Genomic DNA, 19,657 nt, shown 5'->3' on the forward strand with positions numbered 1-19,657 from the left:
CGCGTTGCGCCGGTGAGCCGGTTTACAGGATCGTCACGTGAACCTTGTCCTCGACCAGCAGCTCGGCAGTGCCGGCGAGGTTGGTGTAGACGCTGTAGGTCACGCCGCCGACATTGGCATTGCCGCCTTGGGTCCAGCCGTCGTTTCCAGCACTGCCGCCGAGCAGATCGACGTCGCCATTGGCGCCGTTGACCAGCATCTGCACCTTGCCGTCGGCCGTGACCATGTCGCGCATGCCACCGGCGAGCACGTCGCTCGCGTGCAGGGACAGCGTGTTGCCGCCCGCACCGAGGTCGAACTTTTCGAAGCCTTGCAGCTTCAGGCCGAAGGCCGTCAGGTCGATGTGCATGGCCTTGCCGTCCATCAACAGGGTGTCGATGCCCAGGCCGCCTTCGACGCGGTCGAAGTCGCCGCTGAGGACGTGGATGACGTCGTCGCCCGAACCGCCGTGCGCCACGTCGCCCGTGCCGACGTTGGTGAAGGTGTCGTTGCCTGCACCGCCGCTCAGACGATCGGCGAAGCCGAGCCTGGCGATGAGTGCGTCGTCGCCCGCGGTGTAGCTGTGCGTCGAATGGTCGAGCACGTCATCCGATGCGACATCGTCGACGCTGAATGCCTTGAGCGCCACGTTGCTGAGCTTGACGTTCACGCCTTTCTGCACCAGCAGCTCGGCCGCGAGCGTGGAGAACTGGTACACGTCGTACACCACGCCCTGCACGGTGACGCTGGCCTTCTTGAGCCAGTCGCCCTGGTCGTTCTTGTTGGGCAGCAGGTCGCTCAGGTTCACGATGTCGCCGGCATTGCCCTTGACCATCATCTGCACACGGCTCTTGTCGCCCGTGTGGAACAGGTCGAGGCCGCCGTTGTTCAGCACTTCGGCCAGCGACAGGGTCAGGGTGTTGTTGCCGGTGCCGGTGATGTCGATGACTTCCATGGAACTCAGCTTGCCCGCGGCCTTGGTCAGGTTGAGCGCATGCGCGGCGCCCACGAGCTTCAGCGTGTCGATGCCGCTGCCGCCATGGACGGCCGCCGTGGCCTGGTTGAAGTAGGTCGTCGCACTGATCTGCAGCGACACCACGTCGTCGCCCGCGCTGCCGTAGAAGGTCTCGGGTGCGTACTCGATGAGGTTCGGGTCGCGCGCCTCCGCCACGTGGTTCACCACGCGGTGGTTGAACGCGTCCAGGGTCACGCTCGGGCTCTGGGCGACGACCTTGAACGAGCCGATGTCCACCAGCGCGGCCGAGGTGTAGGTGAAGGTCTTGGTGTGGCGCGCGTCGGTGCCGCCGATGAAGTCCGCGGTGTGGATCAGGTTGCCCTTGACGTCGAACACCTGGATCCGGGCACCCGTGGCGTTGTCGATGCCGGTCAGGCGCAGCGAGACGTAGTTCGCGGGCTTGTCCAGGGTGAACAGGGCGTTGGCTTGTGCGCCATCGCTCAGGGTCAGCCCGGCCAGCGTGGTCGTGGTCACGGCCGTCTTGGCCAGCGTGCCGAAGGTCGTGACCTTGAAGCCGGTGCCGGTGTACACGTCGCCCACGGGGGTCTTCTGCAGGGTGTCGCCCACCATCGTGGTGGTGAAGGTGCCCACCACGTTGTACGGCTGGGACACCGCGCCGAGCGCGCCGTCCTTGCCGATGATCTGCGCGGTGACCGCGAAGTCCTTGGCCGCGCCCTGGTACGAGTAGGTCACGCTCGAAGGAACCTTGAGCGTGGCCGTGCCGTTGGTGATGTCCGCCTGCGTCAGCACCTGGTCGTAGGTGCTCGCGCCCCACTGGACGTGCACCTTGTCGCCGACCTTCGCGCCCGTGCCGGCGAGCGACAGCAGCACCTGCGAGCCGTCTTGCGCCTTGGTGGTGGTGTAGACGCCTTCGGCCTCCGCGATGCGCGTGATGGTCGGTGCTTCCGCGGCGGAGACCCAGGCCACGTCCTGGGTGGTCAGAACGCCGCTGTTGTTGCCCTTGTCGTCGACGACACGGGTCTGGATCTTCCAGTCGCCGGGGTGTGCCTGCGTGTCGACGAAGGCCCAGTTCCCGCCGTTCAGCGCCGCGTTGTGCCAGCTGGCGCCGCCGTCGGTCGACACCTGCAGCGACAGGCCGTCGGCCAGCGCAGCCTTGAGGGTGCCGGCAATGAGGCGGCCGCCGCTGTTGTCTGCGGTGACGTAGTTTCCGGCTACGCCCTCGTCCTTGCCCATCTGGGTGACGGTCACCGAGTCTGTGCCGACCTGCGGCAGCTTGTCGGTGATGTACAGCTTGGAGGTCTGGCTTTCGCCCTTGCTGTTGACGGCCGTGTAGCCGAACACGTACTCGATGCTGCCGCCCAGGGTCAGCTCGTCGTTCTCACTGGCATACGCGCGGAAGATGTAGTCGCCGGCGCTGTGGCCGATCGTGCTCTTCATGAACACGGTGAGCTGTCCCGCGTCGGTCTTCAGCGTGAGCACGCCCGACGCCTTGTCGTAGGTTGCGCCGACCTTGCCGCTGGCGTTGTCCACCGCCAGCTGGTCCGCGGCGGTGATGCGGAACACCTCGTTGCCCACGGTGAACTGGCTGATCTTCGCTTTGGCGTCCATGACCACCTGGGTGTCGTTCTTCAGCAGGCTGCCGTAGGCCCAGGACACGAACATCTGGTCGATCACCGCGTCCTTCAGATCGGCCGGATTGGCGACGGCCACCGTCGTTCCGCTGGTCGAGACCTGGTTCAGGGCGGACAGGCCGGCACTCGCGCCGATGGCCACGGTGGTGACCTCGATGGGGTTCGACGTCACCGACTTGCCGTCCGGGTCGTCCATCAGGGCCTGCCACTGCTTCAGCGTTGCGGCGCTGGTGGCGTAGGGGTAGGGGTAGCCATCCGACAGGAAGAACACCTGCTTCATCTTGAAGGGGTTGTTGCCCGCGGCGGCGTACTCGGCCTTGATGAGCTGGCTTGCCAGGGTCAGCGCGTTGTCGAAGTTCGTGTTCTGGTAGGCGGAGACCGTCGAGTTGATCGCCGCGATCAGCTTGGCGTAGTTCGGGTCCTTGTCGCCCGTGAACGTGAAGGTGCCCTTGTGGGTGGCGCTGCTGCCGAAGGCGATCAGGCTGAACGTGGCCGGCACGTTCATCTTGGCGTACGCCTCGGCGAGCGCCTTCATCGACTGGACCTGGTTGGCGCTCTTGGCCCCCGCCATGCTGTTGGAGATGTCGGCAATGAAGGTCACGCTGATCGACTTCTTGCTTTCAGCCAGGCTGGCGTGGTCATCGCCGCTGTCGTTCATGCTGAAGTCGATCACCTTGGAGGGCGCGCTGCTGTTGCCGGCGACGTCGATGACGGTGTGGCTGAAGCTGTGCAGGCCGATGGTCAGCGGCACGGTGGGCGTGAATGTCCAGTCGCCCGCACCGTTGGTTTGCGTGCGGCCGATTTCCTTGCCGTGGTCGTAGATGACGACGGTCGTGTTCGGCTCGGCGTTGCCTGCATAGGTCGGCGTGCTGTCATCGGTGACGGAGCCGTGGGCAATGGGCCCTTGAATCGGACCGACGTTGTCGCTCAGTACCGCGTCCGACGCGGCGGGCGCCGTGTAGTCGGTGGTCAGCGGGAACGCGCCCGAGGGCTCGCTCACGTTGCCGATCTTGTCGGTGGCCGTGGCGGTGATGTTGTGCGGGCCTTCGGGCAGCGCGACGCTGGGGGTGAAGCTCCAGTTGCCTCGGGCGTCGGCGACGGTCTCGCCCAGGTAGGTGGCGCCGTCGTAGAGCTGGACGGTGTGCTTCGCCGGTGCGGTGCCCGAGAGGGTGGGCCTGGCGTCGTCGGTCACTTCGCCCGGCAGCAGCATGTGCGGCGTGCCCACGTCGTCGAACACGCTCTCAATGATGGGAGCGGCCGGCTTTTCGGTGTTCACGGTCACGCGGTACGGCGCGGTCAGTGCGGTCTCGTTGCCGGCGACGTCCACTTCGTAGACCCGCAGCATGTTCTGGCCGGAGGCCAGCGGGGCGTCGACCTGCAGCGTCCAGTGGCCGTGCTCGCCGATGACGGCGCGGCCCAGTTCGCGTTCACCCGACGCGTCCCTGACCCTCACGATGACGGTGTGGCCGGGCACGCCGGAGCTGGTGCCGCTGATCAGCGGGCGCGCGTCGTCGGTGGCTGCACCGGACGTGATGTTGCCGGTGATGCCGCCCACGGTGTCCAGCACGCCGGTGATGGCCAGTTGGCTGGCGTCGGGTGGGGTGACGTCGATCTCGAAGTTGAACGGGGCGGAAGGGGCGCTCTCGTTGCCGGAGGCATCGCGCGCGATGAGGGTGATGGCGTGAAGCCCTTCGCCCATGTCGGTCGACGGGGTGAAGCTCCACAGGCCGCTTGCACCGACCCTGGCCTTGCCGATCTCGGTGCCGTTGTCCTGGATGACGATGGTGTCGCCGGGCGTGCCCTGGCCGTGGAATTCGGGCTGGCGGTCGTCGGTGATGCTGCCGGGTGCAAGGTTGCCCTGGATGTCACCGGCGTTGTCGAAGGCCCCGTCCAAGACGGGCGGCTGCACCGTGAACGTCGACATGCCCGCACTCGCTGCGCGACCGATGTTCGTGTCGTCGACGGCGATGGTGGTTTTCTCTGATGCCATGGATGTAATTTCTCTGCTCTGGACGGGGACAGGAAGCCGGACCGACACATGAACGCACGCGGTTCGATCAAGCGGTCTGGGGGATCGGGCACTCTAGGAAGAGCCGCCAGGCGAAACCATGGGACGAGTCTGAAAGTCAGGCATGAAGGAACAGAGGGGCGTTGAAAGTGCAAACAAAGCCATTGGCTACGGCACATAGAACACCGAAGCCGGCGTTCGTCGTGCGCGAGGGCGCGCCGCCGACATTGGTGTTGCTGCCCTGGGTCCAACCGTCGCTGCCGCCGAGCAGGTCGACATCGCCGTTGGCGCCGTTCACCAGCATCTGCACCTTGCCGTCGGCCATGACCATGTCGCGCACACCGCCGGCCAGCACGTCGCTCGCGCTCAGCGCCAGCGTGTTGCCGCCCGCACCGAGGTCGAACTTCTCGAAGCCTTGCACCTTCATGCCGAGGGCCGACAGGTCGATGTGCATGGCCTTGCCGTCCATGACGAGGGTGTCGATGCCCAGGCCGCCGTCGAGGCTTGCGAAATCGCCGCTGTGGATGCGGACCGTGTCATCGCCGGAACCGCCATGCACCACGTCGGCCGTGCCGACGGTGGTGAAGGTGTCGTTGCCTGCGAGTGAGGACAAAGTCGTACGCGATGGCACAACGCAGGTCACGCAAGGCGCTCCAGGCGCCGTGCTGCTCGTTTTTGCGAGGCGGGCGGTGCCGCCTCAGCGCGCGGCGCGAATGGCCGACTTCGGCCGGAAGGCCTTGCAGACCGTGTCGTCGGTCTCGAGGTACGGCCCTCCGATGAGGTCGATGCAGTAGGGCACGGCGGCGAAGATGCCGGGGACGATCTGCGTGCCGTCGGCGTCCTTCAGCCCTTCGAGCGTCTCGGCGATCGACTTGGGCTGGCCCGGCAGGTTGATGATGAGGCTCTGGTCGCGAATGACGGCCACCTGGCGCGAGAGGATGGCGGTGGGCACGAAGCGCAGGCTGATCTGGCGCATCTGTTCGCCGAAGCCTGGCATTTCCTTGTGGGCCACGGCCAGCGTGGCCTCGGGCGTCACGTCGCGCAGCGCGGGCCCGGTGCCGCCGGTGGTGAGCACGAGCGAGCAGCCGGCGTCGACCAGTTCGATGAGCGTGGCGCTGATGCGCGCGGTTTCGTCGGGGATGAGGCGGGCTTCGAATTCGAGCGGGTTCTTCAGCGCCCGGCCCAGCCACTCTTTCAGTGCAGGCAGGCCCTTGTCTTCGTAGGTGCCGCTGGAGGCGCGGTCGCTGATGGAGACGATGCCGATGCGGACGGAGTCAGGTGCGCTCATGGTGTTCTTGCTCCTCTTGCTCCCTCTCCCGCTTGCGGGAGAGGGCGGGGGTGAGGGTTGCTGGCGATGGACAGGGCGTGCGGGCGTACAGGCTCTCGGCCCTCACCCCGACCCTCTCCCGCGAGCAGGAGAGGGAGAAAGTCAAAAAGGCCGGACGCTCATGCGTCTTCTTCGCGGTCCTGCGCCGCAGCCGCTTCGGCGTGGTCGGCGCCGCCATGCACCGCCAGCTGCGCACGCACAAGCTGAAAGATCTCGCGATACGCCTTGCCCTGGCGCGGCGCTTCGCCGGCGGGGCCGGACTTCAGGTCTTTGCGGGCCTGGCGCACGAGAGCGCGCAGCTGCTGCGAGTCGGTGGCGGGGTGGGTTTCGATCCAGCCGCCGAGGGCGTCGTCGTCGGCGATGAGGCGTTCGCGCCAGCGCTCGGCCTCGTGCAGCGCGGCGGCTTCGGCGGCCGGCACGGTGTTCTGCTCGACCAGCGCGAGCTTGACGGCCTCGAGCGTGGGCTCGTCGAGCTTGCGCATCAGCTTGCCGATGAACTGCATCTGGCGGCGTTTGCCCTCGAAATTGGTGATGCGCTTGGCCTCGGTGATGGCATCGACGAGCTTTTCGCCCAGCGGCAGTGCATCGAACAGGGCCGCGCGCAGGCCGAGCAGCTCCTCGCCGAGCTTTTGTAGTTCGTCGCTCTCGCGCTTGAGTTCGGTACGGCTGGCTTCGTCGGTGCCGCCCTTGAGCTCGCGCTTGAGCTCAAGGTCGAGTTCGCTGCCTTCGGCAACGAAGTGGCCACGGACGAAATAGCCTTTTTTGGGTTTGCGGGACATGGGGTGGATTCTGGGCTGCGCCGTGCGGCGCTGCAACGCGCACAGGGGGCGCGGAAGGGAAAACGTGAAACAGGGGGCGCAAGTATCATAGCCACCACATGACGACATCCTCCTCGCGCGCCGATTCCGGCTTCGCCTACAGCCGTTCCTTCTTCGAAAACCTGGTCGATTCGGCCCTGGCCCACGCCAAAAAGCTCGGGGCCACCGACGCCGGCGCCGAGGCCTCCGAGGGCTGCGGCCTGAGCGTCTCGGTGCGCAAGGGCGAACTCGAGAACGTCGAGCGCAACCGCGACAAGTCGCTGGGCATCACGGTCTACGTGGGCCACCGCCGCGGCAACGCCAGCACCTCCGACTTCTCAGAGGCGGCCATCGCCCGCACCGTGCAGGCGGCCTACGACATCGCCCGCTTCACGGCCGAAGACCCGGTGAGCGGCCTGCCCGACGAAGACGACATCGCCAAGGTGCACCCCGAGCTCGACCTGTTCCACCCCTGGGCCGTGACCAGCGAGCAGGCCGCGGCCATGGCGCTGGAGTGCGAGGCAGCGGCGCTGTCGACCGACAAGCGCATCACCAACAGCGAAGGCGCCGGCGTCTCGGCGCAGCAGAGCCATTTCTTCAGCGCCCACACGCACGGTTTTCGCGGCGGCTACGCCAGCTCGCGGCACTCGATTTCGGTGGCGCCCATCGCCGGCAAGGGCGACGGCATGCAGCGCGACGCCTGGTACAGCTCGATGCGCTCGGCCGACGAACTCGCCAGCCCGCAGGCCGTGGGCCGCTACGCCGCCGAACGGGCGCTGAGCCGTCTCAAGTCGCGCAAGATCAAGACCACCGAATGCCCGGTGCTGTTCGAGTCGCCGCTGGCCGTGGGCCTCTTGGGCGGGCTGGTGCAGGCCGTGAGCGGCGGGGCGCTGTACCGCAAGAGCACCTTCCTGCTCGATTCGCTGGGCAAGCCCGTGCTGCCCAAGCACGTCGACATTGCCGAAGACCCGCACGTGATGCGCGGCAAGGGCAGCTCGCCCTTCGACGACGAAGGCGTGGTCACCCGCGCACGCAAGGTGGTCGATGCCGGCCGCCTCGAAGGCTACTTTCTCTCGACCTACTCGGCACGCAAGCTGGGCATGAAGACCACCGGCAACGCCGGCGGCTCGCACAACCTGACGCTGAGCTCGCGCCTCACGAAGCACGGCGACGACCTCGACGCCATGCTGGCCAAGCTGGGCACGGGCCTGTTCGTCATCGAGCTGATGGGGCAGGGCGTGAACTACGTGACCGGCGACTACTCGCGCGGCGCGAGCGGTTTCTGGGTCGAAAAAGGCCGCATCGCCTTTCCAGTGGAAGAAATCACAATTGCCGGCAATTTGCGCGACATGCTCATGGGAATCGAGGCGATTGGCGCAGATGCTTACACTTTCGGCGCAAAAACCACGGGGTCGATCCTGGTCAACCGCATGAAGGTGGCCGGCGCCTGACAGGCGCCGCCCCGGCACGGCGCTGGCTCGACGACCTCCGATTTCAAAGACAGGGGGGACAGGAAATGAGCAAAACCAGCGCCGTGCGCAAGCCGGCCCTCGAACACGAACTCTTGCGCGACCCGCGCCTGGGCTTCGAGCCGGCGAGCCAGAGCTCGGTGCGCTGCCTGCAGCACGGCGTGCCCTGGCCCTTCGACTGCTGGCACTACCACGACGAGTTCGAGTTGCAGTGCATCAACCGCACCAGCGGCGACGCATTCGTGGGCAACCACATCGGCCATTTCGAGCCCGGCTATGTGGCCCTGGTGGGCGGGCGTCTGCCCCACACCTGGATCTCGCACGACGTGCCGCCCGAAGGCGTGCCCCACCGCAGCATGGTGATCCACTTTCGCGACGAACCGCTGCGCAAGGGTGTCGACCTGTTCCCCGAACTCGAAGCGGTGCTGCCGATGCTTGATCGCGCCAGGCTGGGCATCGAGTTCTTCGGCATCGGCGACCTCGTGCGCGAGCGCTTCGTGCGCGTGCAGAAGCAGGAGGGCATGGCGCGGCTGTCGGAGTTCATCGGCCTGCTGCACGAGCTGGCGAACTGGAGCGACTGGCGCCAGATTTCCAGCAACGCCGAGCCCACCGACGAAGACCCCACGGCCAACACCCGCATGCGCCGCGTGCTCGACCATTTGCACGCGCACCTGGCCGAAGAGCTGTCGCTGCCCGCCGTGTCGGCCATCGCCAACATGGCCGAAAGCAGCTTCTCGCGCTACTTTCACAAGCACATGGGCAGCACCTTCACCGACTTCGTCACGCGGCTGCGCATCACGAAGGCCTGCGAGATGCTGCAGGTGTCCGACCGGCTGGTCAGCGAGATCTGCTACGAGGTGGGGTTTGCGAACCTGGCCAACTTCAACCGCCGCTTCCTGCAGCTCAAGGGCATGACGCCCTCGGCTTACCGGCAGCAGGCGCAGGGCCGCTTCGGCCTGCGCAGCGCGCACAACACCCCGCTCGCCGCCTGATCCTGCCCTGATACGGGTTTGCCTCTCGGGCGAAACCCCGAGAGGGCTTGGCATCAAAGTATCAGGCGCCCGGTGGGCGTGTACGCAGCCCCCCGGAGCGGCCGCCTAACCTTCGTTTCGCTGCATTTGTCGACATTTCGTTGGCAATTTGCACCGACAACGAAGGAGACACGACATGCCGCTTCCCCCCACGTACCGTCTGGCCGGCCTCGCGCTGGCGCTCGCCACGCTGGCGCCCGCCGCGTTGGCCCAGGTCTGCAAGGAGGACGTGCGCGTCCTGTCGCAGCCGCGCGAAGGCCTGACGCTGCTCGAGAAATCGAAGGACGAGTTCAAGCGCCTGAGCGGAGCCTCGTTCAGCGTGGACAACCTCAACGAGAACGACCGCCGCGCCAAGTCGCGCGCCGATGCGTCCACGGTCGGCAAGTACCACGTGTACTACGTCGACGAGGCCAACGTGGCGCAGTTCGTCCAGTCGAAGTGGATCGTGCCGCTCACGCCGTACTACCCGGCCAGCTACGACTACGCCGATTTCGACGCCGGCCGCCAGAAGGTCGCAACCTTCGCCGGCCAGACCTGGTTCGCGCCGCTCACCGGCGGCGGCGACCTCATGGTCTATCGCAAGGATTTGCTCGAGAAGGCGGGCATCAAGCCGCCGGCCACGCTCGACGAGTTCGTGGCGGCCGTGAAGAAGCTCAACGACCCGGCCAACGGCATCTATGGCGTGGCCCTGCGCGGCCAGCGCGGCTCGGGTGCCAACGTGTGGCGCTGGATGCCGTTCTTCCGCGGCTACGGCGGCCAGTGGTTCGACGGCGACAAGCCGGTCTTCAACTCGCCCGCCGCCGTGAAGGCGACGCAGACCTACCTCGATCTCTTCAAGTACTCCGCGCCCGGCACCAAGACCGGCGGATGGGACGAATCGACCGGCGCCTTCCTGGCCGGCAAGGTCGCGATCCTGGTCGAATCCACGCCGCTCGCGGGCAACGCGCTCGACCCCAAGATGTCCACGGTGGTCGGCAAGATCGCCTACGCCGTGCCGCCCGCGCCGCTCACCGGTGGCGGCTACGGCCACGGCCTGGCCATCGGCGCACGCGCCAACAAGACCGAAGACGCCAAGAAGTGCGCGGGCCTGTTCATTGCCTGGGCCACGTCCAAGGAGAACGAGCGGCGCCGCCTGGCGGAAGGCCAGTTCGGCGAACTCAACCGCACCAGCGTGCTCGGCAGCCCCGAGTTCGCCCAGCGCTACGGCGCCGACCTGGGCAAGGCGCTGGCCGACACCGGCAAGGTCACGGCCGTGAACTTCTGGCAAGACCCGGCCTGGCCCGATCTGGGCGACCGCTGGGGGATCATTCTTGAAGAGCTGATCACTGGCTCGCGCACCGACATCCAGGGCGGGCTCGACGAACTCGACGCCTACGCCAAGCAGCTGATCGCGCGTCGCAAGAAGTGAGCATGCGTTCCCACACCACACGGCTGCCGGCCGTGTTCATCGGGCCGGGGCTGCTCGTGCTGGCCGTGCTGGCGCTGGTGCCGACGGTGTTCGCCATCGCCATCTCGCTGCAGGACCGCGAGCTGGGCCAAGCCGACACCGGCTGGGTCTGGTTCAGCAACTACGTGCAGCTGTTCTCGGACCGGCGCTTTCTGAACTCGGTGCGCGTGTCGCTGGTGTGGGAGGTGCTGACCGTCAGCGCCACCATGGCGCTGGCCGTGCTCATGGGCACGCTGATGCACCGCTGCACCACGCCGCGCTGGCGCCAGGTGCTGTCGATGCTGTTCATCGTGCCGGTGCTGCTGCCGCGCGTGTCGGCCGCCTTCGTCTGGAAGTTCGCCTTCCATCCGCTGTTCGGCCTCGTGACCTGGCCGTACAAGGCGATCACCGGCGAGCCGCTCGACCTGTTCGCCGACCCGGTGCTGGCGCTGCTGACGGTGGCCTTCGTCGACGTGTGGCAGTGGGGGCTGTTTTTCGCCGTCATCGTGCTGAAGCTGCTCGAAACTTTGCCGCCGCAGCCCTTCGAGGCCGCGCGCCTGGACCACGCGACAACGTGGGAGGTGTATGCCTACGTGGCGCTGCCGATGCTGAAGGCGCCGCTCATCAGCCTGACCTTCGTGAAGATGGTGGAGTCGCTGCGCGCCTTCGACCTCATCTACGTGATGACGCGCGGCGGCCCCGGCATTTCGACCGAGACGCTCGACATGTACGCCTTCTCGCAGGGCTTCATCGAGTCGGGCCGCATCTCGTACGCGTCGAGCATGGCGGTGCTGATGATGGTCGCCTCGACGGTCGCGTTCACCTACATCTGGAAATGGACCAAGCCGTCATGAAGAACCTTGCCATCGGAACCTTGCTGGCGCGGCTGGCGCTCATCGCTGCGGGACTTTCGGCGCTCGTGCCTGTGCTCTGGACCTTTCTCAATTCGTTCAAGAACCGGGTCGACATCGTCTCGTCGGTGCCGAAGTTCTTCTTCACGCCCACGCTGGACAACTACCTCTACGTGCTGAACCGCGAGGCCGTGGGCGCGGGGCTGCTCAACTCGATCGTGGTGGTCGGCGCGGCGGTGATCATCGGCGCGCTGCTGGGCCTGCCTGCGGCCTACGCGCTGGCGCGCTACCCGCTGCGCTGGGGCAACGACATCCAGTTCTTCGTGCTGTCGATGCGCTTTTTGCCGCCGGTGGCCGTGGCGATTCCGCTCATGGTGATCTGGCTGCAGCTGGAGCTGTACGACACGCGCGTCGCGCTCATTGCCACGTACACGCTGCTCACGCTCTCGACGGTGATCTGGCTCGCCATTCCGGCCTTCAAGGCGGTGCCCAAGGAAGTGGAAGAGGCGGGCCGCGTCGACGGCTACGGGCCCTACGCGATCTTCTTTCGCATCGCGCTGCCGATTGCCGCGCGCTCGCTCGTGGGCGCCATCGCCTTCGGCTTCGTGCTGGTGTGGAACGAGTTCCTCATCGCACTGATGCTCACCACCTCGGAGGCCAAGACGCTGCCCATCGTGGCGTCGGAACTCAGCCAGCTCGGGCGCGATGTGCCGTGGGGCATCTTGAATGCCTCGGTCATCTTGCTGTCGCTGCCGCCGCTGCTCATGGTGGGCGTGCTGAGCGGCTTTCTCAATGCCGCGTTCAAGCGCAAGCGGGAGGCTGCATGAGCGCCGCCGCCACTCCTTTCTCTCCAGAACAAAAAATGTCTGCCATACGCTGTCACCACCTCATCAAGCGCTACGGGGACACACAGGTCGTCCACGCATTCGACCTGGAGGTCGCGCAGAACGAGTTCGTCGTGTTCCTCGGCCCGTCGGGCTGCGGCAAGTCGACCATCCTGCGCATGCTCGCGGGTCTGGAAGACATCAGCGACGGCGACCTGCACATCGGCGGCCAGCGCGTGAACGACCTGCCGCCGCAGGAGCGCGGCATCGCGATGGTGTTCCAGAACTACGCGCTGTACCCGCACATGACGGTGCGCGACAACATCGCGTTCGGGCTCAAGCGGCTGAAGGTGCCCAAGGCCGAGATCGACAGCCGCATCAAGGAGGTGTCGGACACGCTGGGCCTGGCGCGCTACCTCGAGCGCAAGCCCACCGAACTGTCGGGCGGCCAGCAGCAGCGCGTGGCGATTGCGCGCGCCATGATCAAGACGCCGAAGGTGTTTTTGTTCGACGAGCCCTTGTCGAACCTGGACGCCAAGCTGCGCAACCACATGCGCATCGAGATCGCGAAGCTGCACCAGACGCTGAAGACCACCACCGTGTACGTCACGCACGACCAGCACGAGGCCATGACGCTGGCCGACCGCATCGTGCTGCTGCGCGACGGGCGCATCGAGCAGGTCGGCTCGCCGCAGGAAATCTTCGAGCGCCCGCGCTCGGCCTTCGTGGCCGGTTTCATCGGCACGCCGCCGATGAACCTGATGGAGATGGAGGTGCAGCGCATGGCCGATGGCCACTGCGAGCTGCGCGGCGGCGGCGGCTCGGTGCGCGTGGACGCGCGCCGCTTCGCGCTCAACGGCCGCATGCGCGTGACGCTGGGCGTGCGCCCGGCGCACCTGCGCCTCGACACGGTGGATGGCCGCGACGGCGGCTTCGCGGGCGAGGTGCTGCTCGCCGAGTACCTCGGCAACGAAGTGCTCGTGAGCATCGGGCAGGGCGCCGACGAGATCGCCGTGCTGCTGCCGTCTGCAGGCAGCCCGCGCCTGGGCGAGCGGCTGCGCGTGGTCGCCGATGCGCAGCAGGTGCATCTGTTCGACGTGGAGTCGGGCGCGTCGCTGCTGCGCCCCGACGGCGCGCTGCACTGAGCCGCCGTTCCCTTCGTTTCACACTCCCTCACCGAAAGATTCAATGAAAGCACTGGTTCTGGAAAAGGCGCACGAGATCACGCTGCGCGACATCGACGTGGCGCTGCACCTCGGCCCGCGCGACGTGAAGATCCGCATGCACACCGTGGGCGTGTGCGGCAGCGACGTTCACTACTACCAGCACGGCGGCATCGGCCCCTACGTTGTCGATGCGCCCATGATCCTCGGCCACGAGGCCTCGGGCGTGGTGGCCGAGGTGGGCACTGAAGTCACGCACCTGAAGCCCGGCGACCGCGTCTGCATGGAGCCCGGCATTCCCGACATGGACTCGCGCGCCGTGCGCGAAGGCTTCTACAACCTCGACCCTGCGGTGCGCTTCTGGGCCACGCCGCCGATCCACGGCTGCCTCACGCCGTTCGTGGTGCACCCGGCGGCCTTCACCTTCCGCCTGCCCGACAACGTGAGCTTCGGCGAAGGCGCCATCGTCGAGCCGCTGGCCATCGGCCTGCAGGCCGCGAAGAAGGCGGCGCTGAAGCCGGGCGACGTGGCGGTGGTCATCGGCGCCGGCACCATCGGCGCGATGACCGCGCTGGCCGCGCTCGCGGGCGGCGCGGCGCGCGTGATCCTGGCCGACCTCGTGCCCGAGAAGCTGGCGCTGTTCGCGAACAACCCGGCGGTGACGACGGTCGACGTGCGCAGCGCCAGCCTCGCCGACACCGTGCAGGCGCTCACCGACGGCTGGGGCGCGAACGTGGTCTTCGAAGCCAGCGGCAGCACGCGCGCCTTCGACCACGTGTTCGACCTGCTGTGCCCCGGCGGCTGCCTCGTGCTGGTGGGCATACCCGCCGCGAAGGTGGCTTTCGACATCGTCGCGATCCAGGCGAAGGAGGCGCGCATCGAGTCGGTGTTCCGCTACGCCAACATCTTCCCGCGCGCGCTGGCACTCATCGCGTCGGGGCAGGTCGACGTGAAGCCCTTCATCTCGCGCACCTTCGCGTTCGAGGACGGCATCGCCGCGTTCGAGGAGGCCGCGGCCGGGCGCGTCACCGATGTGAAGATCCAGATCGAATTTCCCGCCGCCGAAGCGGCCTGAACGCCCCGCAAGGGCGCGGGGCAAGGGGAAACGCTGGGGATTGCAGCGGCAGGGCGCGGCTACAGTGGCTGCGCTTTGCCACTCGCCGCCTTGCGCGCTTCTTTGCCCATGCTCTTGCCGTTTCGCAATGTCGTTCTCACCGGTGCCTGCGGCGGCCTCGGGCAGGCGCTGGCGCGTGAGCTGATCGGCAACGGTGCGCGCGTCGCGCTGGTCGGGCTCGACACCGAACGCCTCGCGGCACTCGCTGCCCAAGGTGAAGGGCGCTGCAAGGCCTACACGCCCGACGTGTCCGACAGCCCCGCCATGCAGGCCATGGCTGCCGACTGGATGCAGCGCTTCGGCCCACCCGACCTCGTGATCGCCAACGCGGGCGTGGCCGGCGGCTACGACACCGCCGAGGCCGACGACCTCGCCGTGTTCCGCCGCATGCTCGAGATCAACCTGCTCGGCGCGGCCACCACCTTCCAGCCCTTCGTGCAGCCGATGCGCGCAGCGGGCCGCGGCGCGCTCGTCGGCGTGGCCAGCATCGCGGGCTGGCATGGCATGCCGGGCAACGGCGCTTACTGCGCGAGCAAGGGCGGCCTGATCCGCTACCTCGAAAGCCTGCGCGCCGAACTGCGCGGCACGGGGCTCACGGTGCACACGGTGAGCCCGGGCTACATCCGCACCGCGCTCACGGCCGGCAACCGCTTCGCGATGCCGGGGTTGCTCGAAGCCGACGCGGCCGCGCGCCAGCTGCTGGCGGGCTTGGCCGCACGGCGCGAAAAGATCGTGCTGCCGCGGCGCATCGGCTGGCTGTCGAAAGCGCTCGACCTGTTGCCCGCGCCGCTGCACGACCGCCTCTTGCGTGGCCAGCCGCGCAAGCCGCGCGTGGGCGAGGCCGGTGCCACGGCCATTCCCGGCCTGAACTCCCAGAAAGAACCTCCCCGCCGATGACGCCTTCTGCTGCCGCCGCCGCCGTTCCCACGCACGAACAGATCGCCCTCATCGGCGCCGGACCCTCGGGCCTGGCGGGCGCCCGCAATCTGCAGAAGCTCGGCGTTCCGTTCCAGGGCTTCGAGGCGCACAGCGACGTAGGCGGCCTCTGGGACATCGACAACCCGCGCTCCACGGTCTACCACTCGGCCCACCTGATCTCGAGCAAGCGCACCACCGAGTTCGTCGAGTTCCCGATGGCCGACACCGTGGCCGACTACCCGAGCCACCGCGAGCTGCGCCGCTACTTCAGCGACTTTGCCGACCGCTTCGGCCTGCGCGCGCACTTTCGCTTCGGTACGCGCGTGCTGCGCGTGGAGCCGGTGAGCGATGCCCCCGACACGCGCTGGCGCGTGAGCGTCGAGGCGCCCGACGGCACGGTCGAGACCGAGGAGTACAAGGGCGTGGTGATTGCCAACGGCACGCTCTCGGAGCCCAAGCACCCGCAGTTCGAAGGCCACTTCGACGGCGAGCTGCTGCACACCAGCAGCTACAAGCACGCCGAGCTCTTCAAGGACAAGCGCGTGCTGATCGTCGGCGCGGGCAACTCGGGCTGCGACATCGCGGTCGATGCGGTGCACTACGCGCAGAGCGTCGACCTCTCGGTGCGGCGCGGCTACTACTTCGTGCCCAAGTACGTGTTCGGCAAGCCGGCCGACACGCTGGGCGGCAAGCGCCCGCTGCCGCCGTGGCTCAAGCAGAAGGTCGATGCCACCGTGCTGCAGTGGTTCACCGGCGACCCGGTGCGCTTCGGTTTTCCCAAGCCCAACTACAAGATGTACGAGTCGCACCCGGTGGTGAATTCGCTGGTGCTGCACCACGTGGGCCACGGCGACATCGGCGTGCGCGCCGACATCGCGCGGCTCGCGGGCCGCACCGTGCATTTCAAGGACGGCAGCGCGCGCGACTACGACCTGATCCTCACGGCCACGGGCTATGCGCTGCACTACCCGTTCATCGACCGCGAGTTGCTCAACTGGCAGGGCATGGCACCGCGCCTGTACCTCAACATCTTTTCGCCGCGCTTCGAGACGCTGGGTGTGCTCGGCATGATCGAGGCGAGCGGCATCGGCTGGCAGGGGCGCTACGAGCAGGCCGAACTGCTGGCGCGCTACTTCCGCGCGCACGCGGCGGGCTCGCCCAAAGCGCCCGCACTGCGTGCTGCGGTGCAGGGGCCGCCGCCCGATCTGTCGGGCGGCTTCAAGTACCTGCAGCTGGAGCGCATGGCGTACTACGTCCACAAGGACACCTACCGCGCGGCCGTGCGCCAGGCCGCTGCGTCACTGGCTGACTGACTGACCGATCGTCTTTCTTCACGAGGTTCTCCGCATGCTGCCTGTCGACGAGATCCGCCTGCACTTCAACCCGGCCTCGCTGGTGCTGCTCAACGTGGTGCTGGGCTTTTTGATGTTCGGCATTGCGCTGGACACGCGCATCGACGACTTCAAGCGCGTCGCGCGCATGCCCGGCGCGATGGCGGTGGGCATCGGCGCGCAGTTCGTGGTGCTGCCGGCCGTGACCTTCGTGCTCACGCTGATCCTGCAGCCGGGGCCGAGCATCGCGCTGGGCATGATCCTCGTGGCCTGCTGTCCGCCGGGCAACATCTCGCAGATCCTCACGCACCGCGCGGGTGGCAACGTGGCGCTGTCGGTGTCGATGACGGCCATTTCGAATGCGCTCTCCATCGTGGTGATGCCGCTGAATTTCGCGTTCTGGGGCGGCCTGCATCCCACGGCCTCGCTGCTGCTGAAGACCATCGCACTCGACCCACTCGACATGCTGGGCCACATCGTGATGATCATCGGCATTCCCTTCGTGCTGGGCGTGGCCTGCGCGCACCAGCTGCCCAGGTTCACGGCGCGCATCAAGAAGCCGGCGCGCATCCTGAGCTTCCTGGCGCTGATCGCTTTCATCGTCGGCGCCATCGCGGGCAACTGGCGCTACTTTCTCGACTACGTGGGGCTGGTGCTGCTGGCGGTCGTCATTCACGACGCGCTGGCCTTCGGCACGGGCTACCTGTGCGCGCGGCTCTCGGGGCTGGGCGACTACGACCGGCGCGCGGTGTCCATCGAAGTGGGCATCCGCAACGCGGGGCTCGGGCTGGTGCTGATCTTCAGCTTCTTCGGCGGGCTCGGCGGCATGGCCGTGGTGGCCGGCGTGTGGGGCTTCTGGGACATCATCGCGGGCCTGGCGCTGGCGAGCTGGTGGGGGCGCAAGCCTGCGACGCCATGAGCGAAACCTGGAAGGCGTCCGCGCGACGTGTGTTGATCACCGGCGGCGACGGGTTCCTCGGGCGCAGCGTGCTTGCCGCATTGGCCGCGCAAGGCACGTTCGAGACCCTGGTGGCGCTCGATGTGCGCGGGGTGCCCGCCGCGCGGCGGCTGCCCGGCGTGGTCTACCTGCAGCAGGACGTGCGCGACGACGGCATCGCCGACGTGCTCGCCGCGCACGCGATCGACACGGTGGTGCACCTCGCGTCGATCGTCACGCCCGGCAAGGACTCGAACCGCGCCTTCGAGCATTCGGTCGACGTGGGCGGCACGCGCAACGTGCTCGACGCCTGCGTGGCGCGCGGCGTGGGCCACATCGTGGTGTCATCGAGCGGCGCGGCCTACGGCTACCACGCGGACAACCCGGCCTGGATCGCCGAGTCGCAGCCGCTGCGCGGCAACCCGGTGTTCGCCTATGCCGACCACAAGCGGCAGGTGGAAGAGATGCTGGCCGACTGCCGCACGCGGCATCCCGCGCTGGCGCAGACGGTGCTGCGCATCGGCACCATCCTCGGCGAGCGCGTCGACAACCAGATCACCGCGCTGTTCGAGAAGAAGAAGCTGATCGCCATCCGCGGCAGCGACAGCCCCTTCGTGTTCGTGTGGGACGAGGACGTGACCGGCGCCATCGCCCATGCGCTCGGCGGCGCGCCGCCCGGTTGCTACAACCTCGCGGGCGACGGCGCGCTCACGATCCACGAGATCGCCGCGCGGCTTGGCAAGCGCGCCATCGCCTGGCCGGCCGGCGTGCTGCAGGCGGCGCTGGCCGCGGGCTCGGCATTGGGCGTGAGCCGCTACGGGCCCGAGCAGCTCGACTTTCTGCGCTACCGGCCGGTGCTGCTGAACACCGCGTTGAAAAGCCAGTTCGGCTACGTGCCGCGCAAGACCAGTGGCGAGGCCTTCGAGGCCTTCATCGTGGCGCGTGCGCAGCAGGGGCGGCCGGTCACTTCCGCGTAGCGTCCGCTGCCGGCGGTGGCGCAATCAGGTAGTCGAGCATGCGCCGCGCATTGAGCGGCAGGTCTTCCGACGAGCGCACGCAGGCCATCAGCGTGCGCTCGGCCCACGGGTCGGCGAGCGAGGCGCGCGCGATCTTCATCGAACGGGCGCAGCGCTCGGCCGCGGTCTGCGGCACGATGCCCACGCCGATGCCGTACTCGACCATGCGGCACACGGCCTCGAAGTTGCGCACCCGCACGCGGTAGGCCAGATGCTTGGCCAGCGCACGCGCATGCCCGGTGATCAGCTGTTGCAGTGCGCTGTCGGCGGGCAGGCCGACGAACTCGCTGTCGACCACCTCGGCCAGGTGCACGCGGCGCCGGCTGGCCAGCGCGTGGCCGCGTGGCATCACGAGCACGAGGTCGTCGCGGCGAAAGGGGTGGCATTCGAGGCCGTCGCTCTCGATGGCGTCGGAGACGATGCCGATGTCGCACAGGCCGCTGCGCAGGGCTTCCACGGTGTCGGGGCTGGCGCGCTCCTCGAGGTCGACCGAGATGCGCGGATGCTCGGCCAGGAAGCGGCTCAGCACCTCGGGCAGGTGCTCGGTGAGCGCCGAGGTGCCGCACATGAAGCGCACGTGGCCCTTGAGGCCCTGGCCGTACTCGCCGAGTTCGCCGCGCAGCCGCTCCATCTGCTGCAGCACGACGCGCGCATGGTGCAGCAGCGTGCGGCCGGCCTCGGTGGGGCGCACGCCCTGCGCGTGGCGCGTGAGCAGCGGCGTGCCGAGCGCGTCTTCCATGCCGCGCACGCGCTGGCTGGCCGAGGCCAGCGTCATGTGCGAGCGGCCGGCGCCGGCCGTGAGGCTGCCGGCTTCGACGACGTGGAGAAAGAGCCGCAGGTCGGTCAGGTCGAATCGCAT

16 protein-coding genes are annotated in these 19,657 nt (G+C 67.8%); 11 read left to right on the forward strand and 5 right to left on the reverse strand.

What is annotated here, in order from left to right:
* Positions 1-22: 22 nt before the first annotated feature.
* From GFK26_RS17110 to yjgA, 4 genes are all read right to left on the reverse strand, one after another.
* Entirely contained in the window at positions 23-4,576 is a 4,554-nt protein-coding gene (locus tag GFK26_RS17110) for an Ig-like domain-containing protein (protein ID WP_153283009.1), read from the reverse strand.
* Positions 4,577-4,712: 136 nt separating this feature from the next.
* Positions 4,713-5,207, reverse strand: coding sequence for a hypothetical protein (locus tag GFK26_RS17115; protein WP_153283010.1), 495 nt, complete (start codon positions 5,205-5,207; stop codon positions 4,713-4,715).
* Positions 5,208-5,291: 84 nt separating this feature from the next.
* Positions 5,292-5,882, reverse strand: coding sequence for a molybdopterin adenylyltransferase (gene mog, locus GFK26_RS17120; protein ID WP_101489663.1), 591 nt, complete (start codon positions 5,880-5,882; stop codon positions 5,292-5,294).
* A gap of 158 nt (positions 5,883-6,040) precedes the next feature.
* The gene (gene yjgA / locus GFK26_RS17125) at positions 6,041-6,700 is read right to left on the reverse strand and encodes a ribosome biogenesis factor YjgA (RefSeq protein WP_101489664.1); all 660 of its coding nucleotides are present in this window, start codon (positions 6,698-6,700) and stop codon (positions 6,041-6,043) included.
* 98 nt (positions 6,701-6,798) lie between these two features.
* Between yjgA and pmbA the strand changes: the two genes are divergently transcribed.
* From pmbA to GFK26_RS17180, 11 genes are all read left to right on the forward strand, one after another.
* A complete protein-coding gene (gene pmbA / locus GFK26_RS17130; RefSeq protein ID WP_153283011.1) occupies positions 6,799-8,169 on the forward strand; it encodes a metalloprotease PmbA in 1,371 nt (456 codons plus the stop codon).
* Positions 8,170-8,234: 65 nt separating this feature from the next.
* Complete coding sequence (locus tag GFK26_RS17135; RefSeq protein ID WP_153283012.1) at positions 8,235-9,179, forward strand: helix-turn-helix domain-containing protein; 945 nt, start codon at positions 8,235-8,237, stop codon at positions 9,177-9,179.
* 175 nt (positions 9,180-9,354) lie between these two features.
* The gene (locus GFK26_RS17140; protein WP_153283013.1) at positions 9,355-10,626 is read left to right on the forward strand and encodes an ABC transporter substrate-binding protein; all 1,272 of its coding nucleotides are present in this window, start codon (positions 9,355-9,357) and stop codon (positions 10,624-10,626) included.
* 2 nt (positions 10,627-10,628) lie between these two features.
* Entirely contained in the window at positions 10,629-11,498 is an 870-nt protein-coding gene (locus GFK26_RS17145; protein WP_153283014.1) for a carbohydrate ABC transporter permease, read from the forward strand.
* 11 nt (positions 11,499-11,509) lie between these two features.
* Positions 11,510-12,322: a carbohydrate ABC transporter permease gene (locus tag GFK26_RS17150; RefSeq protein ID WP_228122073.1), complete on the forward strand. Its 813-nt coding sequence runs from the start codon at positions 11,510-11,512 to the stop codon at positions 12,320-12,322.
* A 35-nt stretch (positions 12,323-12,357) separates the two neighbouring features.
* Positions 12,358-13,464, forward strand: coding sequence for an ABC transporter ATP-binding protein (locus tag GFK26_RS17155; RefSeq protein ID WP_153283016.1), 1,107 nt, complete (start codon positions 12,358-12,360; stop codon positions 13,462-13,464).
* Between the two features lie 43 nt (positions 13,465-13,507).
* Positions 13,508-14,557, forward strand: a complete 1,050-nt coding sequence (locus tag GFK26_RS17160; RefSeq protein WP_153283017.1) for an NAD(P)-dependent alcohol dehydrogenase — start codon at positions 13,508-13,510, stop codon at positions 14,555-14,557.
* 108 nt (positions 14,558-14,665) lie between these two features.
* Positions 14,666-15,493: an SDR family oxidoreductase gene (locus GFK26_RS17165; protein ID WP_153283018.1), complete on the forward strand. Its 828-nt coding sequence runs from the start codon at positions 14,666-14,668 to the stop codon at positions 15,491-15,493.
* Positions 15,490-16,827: a flavin-containing monooxygenase gene (locus GFK26_RS17170; RefSeq protein WP_153283019.1), complete on the forward strand. Its 1,338-nt coding sequence runs from the start codon at positions 15,490-15,492 to the stop codon at positions 16,825-16,827. Before GFK26_RS17165 ends, GFK26_RS17170 begins: the two co-directional genes overlap by 4 nt.
* Before the next feature lie 34 nt (positions 16,828-16,861).
* Positions 16,862-17,764 (forward strand): bile acid:sodium symporter family protein, encoded by a 903-nt coding sequence (locus GFK26_RS17175; protein WP_153283020.1) that lies wholly within the window; start codon positions 16,862-16,864, stop codon positions 17,762-17,764.
* Entirely contained in the window at positions 17,761-18,759 is a 999-nt protein-coding gene (locus GFK26_RS17180) for an SDR family oxidoreductase (protein ID WP_153283021.1), read from the forward strand. The genes GFK26_RS17175 and GFK26_RS17180 overlap by 4 nt, the downstream gene beginning before the upstream one ends.
* Here GFK26_RS17180 and GFK26_RS17185 read toward each other — a convergent pair.
* Entirely contained in the window at positions 18,746-19,657 is a 912-nt protein-coding gene (locus GFK26_RS17185; RefSeq protein ID WP_101490286.1) for a LysR family transcriptional regulator, read from the reverse strand. The two genes, GFK26_RS17180 and GFK26_RS17185, sit on opposite strands and share 14 nt — an antisense overlap.

This window comes from Variovorax paradoxus (genome assembly GCF_009498455.1).
Lineage (GTDB): Bacteria > Pseudomonadota > Gammaproteobacteria > Burkholderiales > Burkholderiaceae_C > Variovorax > Variovorax paradoxus_H.